Origin of the sequence: Mesorhizobium sp. M7A.F.Ca.CA.001.10.2.1 (assembly GCF_003998575.1) — a bacterium.
In the GTDB taxonomy this organism is placed as follows: domain Bacteria; phylum Pseudomonadota; class Alphaproteobacteria; order Rhizobiales; family Rhizobiaceae; genus Mesorhizobium.
This window is the reverse complement of record NZ_RZQY01000866.1, coordinates 1-2,045: the sequence shown is the minus strand read 5'-3', so window position 1 is coordinate 2,045 and position 2,045 is coordinate 1. Positions and strand designations below refer to the sequence as shown.

The following is a 2,045-nucleotide window of genomic DNA, read 5'->3' as shown; positions in this document are numbered from 1 at the left end:
GCCGCTTCGCGTCGTTCCGCCCGTGGATGACGAGGCGGGAGGAGCTTGGCGCAGGCAAAGCTACCTGCCTACCGCGCCAGATCGGCGACCACGGCGTCGAGCACGATCATGCCGGCGGCCGTGGCGCGCAGGCGCGAATTGCCGATCGGCGCCACCAGCCCCTCTCCCTGCAGCATCGACAGCCGTGCTGACGACAGGCCGCGTCCGGAGAACGTTTCGTAGCGGGAGAGGTCGATGCCTTCGGCGAGCCGCAGGCCCATCAGCAGGAATTCGTCGGCCTCTTCCGAACGCGTCAGGATTTCGCCGCCGGTGACGCCATGGCCCTTGGCTTCGACCAGATTGGCCCAGGTTTCCGGCATCCGCTCGGCGATCGTCACCGTGCGGCGGCCATTCTCGACGAAGCGGCCATGCGCGCCCGGCCCGACGCCGACATATTCGCCATAGCGCCAATAGGTGAGGTTGTGCCGGCTCTCGGCACCCGGCCTTGCGTGATTGGAAATCTCGTAAGCCGGCAAACCATGCGCCGATGTAATCTCCTGCGTCAGCGCATAGAGGTCGGCGGCGTGGTCATTGTCGGGAATGATGAATTTTTTCGCCGCATGCAGCGCGTGGAACGGCGTGCCCTCCTCGATGGTCAGCTGGTAGAGTGACAGATGGTCGGCGGCATGGCCGATCGCCTGTTCCAGCTCCGATGCCCAAGCCTCCGGCGTCTGGCCGGGCCGGGCATAGATGAGGTCGAAGGACAGCCTCGGGAATATTTCCCGCGCGAGGCCGATGGCGTGCAGGGCCTCTTCGACATTGTGCAACCGGCCGAGGAAGCGCAAATCCTTGTCATTCAGCGCCTGCACGCCGAGCGACACGCGGTTGACGCCGGCTGCCCGGTAGCCGCGAAAGCGTTCGGCCTCGACCGAGGACGGATTGGCCTCCAGCGTCACCTCGATGCCGTCAGGCACAGTCCAGTTCTTCGCCACGGCGTCAAGAACCCTGGCCACGGTTTCCGGCTTCATCAGCGACGGCGTGCCGCCGCCGAGAAAAACGCTGGTCACCTCGCGCGGCCCGGTGCGTTCGCGCATCGTCGCCAGCTCGGCCTCGAAGGCACTGGCGAAGCGGTCCTGATCGACCGGCTGGTGGCGGACATGGCTGTTGAAGTCGCAATAGGGGCACTTGGCCGCGCAGAACGGCCAATGAACATAGACGCCGAAGCCGGGCGTCCGGTCGAGCAGGATGCTCATGCCGAGCCCAATCTCGCTTTAGCGAACTTCTGGAAAGCGCGAGCGCGGTGCGACAGCGCCGTCGGCTGGCCGGGCCTCCAGCCGTGCTTTTCCTCGGCGCTCATTTCGCCGAAGGTCTTTTCGAAGCCGTCGGGGAGGAAGACCGGGTCGTAACCGAAGCCGAGTTCGCCGCGCGGTGGCCAGACCAGCGTGCCTTCGGCCTCACCGCGATAATATTCGGCCTCGCCGTCGGGAAACGCCAGACAGATGACGGCAACGAAGCGTCCCTTGCGCTGTTGCGGCAAGGCCGCGCCGACCTCCTGCAACGCCACTTCGGTGCGCTGCATGGCCATGCCGAAATCTCTGCTGCCATCCGGGGTTTCGGCCCAGTTGGCGGTGTAGACGCCGGGCGCGCCATCAAGCGCGTCGACGCACAGGCCGGAATCGTCCGACAGCGCCGGCAGGCCGGTCGCCTTGGCGGCGGCGAGCGCCTTGATGTAGGCGTTCTCCTCGAAGGTGGTGCCGGTCTCGTCCGGCTCCGGCAGGCCATACTCCTTGGCCGACTTCGCTTCGAAGCCGAACGGCCCCATCAGGTCGGCGAATTCGCGCAGCTTGCCTTCATTGTGGCTGGCGACGACGATCTTCTTGCCATCAAGAGAATGCATCAAAGGCCCCAGATTCGTGGCTCGGCGAATTCGATCGAATTGCCCGAGGGGTCGCGTATATAGATCGAACGGCCGCCCTGCGGCCACTCGAATTCGCTTTCGATGGCGATCTTCTTCGCCGCGAGATGGGCTTTCCAGCCGGCGATTTCATCGCCGGTCGCCGTAAAGC

At 65.3% G+C, this 2,045-nt stretch carries 2 protein-coding genes and 1 pseudogene; all 3 read right to left on the bottom strand.

Annotated elements, in window-relative coordinates; all coding sequences use genetic code 11:
* Positions 1 to 68: 68 nt before the first annotated feature.
* Entirely contained in the window at positions 69 to 1,232 is a 1,164-nt protein-coding gene (hemW, locus tag EN964_RS32800) for a radical SAM family heme chaperone HemW (RefSeq protein WP_127269532.1), read from the bottom strand.
* Positions 1,229 to 1,876 (bottom strand): RdgB/HAM1 family non-canonical purine NTP pyrophosphatase, encoded by a 648-nt coding sequence (gene rdgB, locus EN964_RS32795; RefSeq protein WP_127269531.1) that lies wholly within the window; start codon positions 1,874 to 1,876, stop codon positions 1,229 to 1,231. The genes hemW and rdgB overlap by 4 nt, the downstream gene beginning before the upstream one ends.
* A pseudogene (locus EN964_RS38915) lies at positions 1,876 to 2,045 on the bottom strand (glyoxalase/bleomycin resistance/extradiol dioxygenase family protein); the annotation flags it as partial. The pseudogene EN964_RS38915 and the gene rdgB, both read right to left, overlap by 1 nt.